This window comes from Streptococcus mitis, from assembly GCF_003942775.1.
Lineage (GTDB): Bacteria > Bacillota > Bacilli > Lactobacillales > Streptococcaceae > Streptococcus > Streptococcus mitis_CN.
In genome coordinates this window covers 1-517 of the sequence record NZ_RJNX01000033.1, presented here as the reverse complement: position 1 = coordinate 517, position 517 = coordinate 1, and the positions used below count along the sequence as shown (strand labels likewise).

The window sequence follows — 517 nt, the reverse complement described above, 5'->3', positions numbered from 1 at the left end:
GGAAAGATGGCGCACCAAATACAGCCGTAGGACAACCAGGCGAAGTATCCGGAACAGTGATCGTTCGTTACCCAGATGGCACAAGCGAAGAAGTTCCAGTGAAAGTCAATGTCAAAGGACAAGCAGACACGTACAAACCAGAACCAACAGTCCAAACAGTGGACAATGGAGCAGTACCAGAAGCAAGAAACAGCATTGGCAATGTGGACAGCTTACCACCGAAAACAACGTTTGAATGGAAAGATGGCGCACCAAATACAGCCGTAGGACAACCAGGCGAAGTATCCGGAACAGTGATCGTTCGTTACCCAGATGGCACAAGCGAAGAAGTTCCAGTGAAAGTCAATGTCAAAGGACAAGCAGACACGTACAAACCAGAACCAACAGTCCAAACAGTGGACAATGGAGCAGTACCAGAAGCAAGAAACAGCATTGGCAATGTGGACAGCTTACCACCGAAAACAACGTTTGAATGGAAAGATGGCGCACCAAATACAGCCGTAGGACAACCAGGCGA

The 517-nt window shown here is 48.4% G+C and carries 1 protein-coding gene; it reads left to right on the top strand.

Annotated elements, in window-relative coordinates; genetic code table 11:
• Positions 1-517 (top strand): Rib/alpha-like domain-containing protein (locus D8848_RS10750; protein WP_260467313.1); only part of this gene is annotated, 517 nt, incomplete at both ends.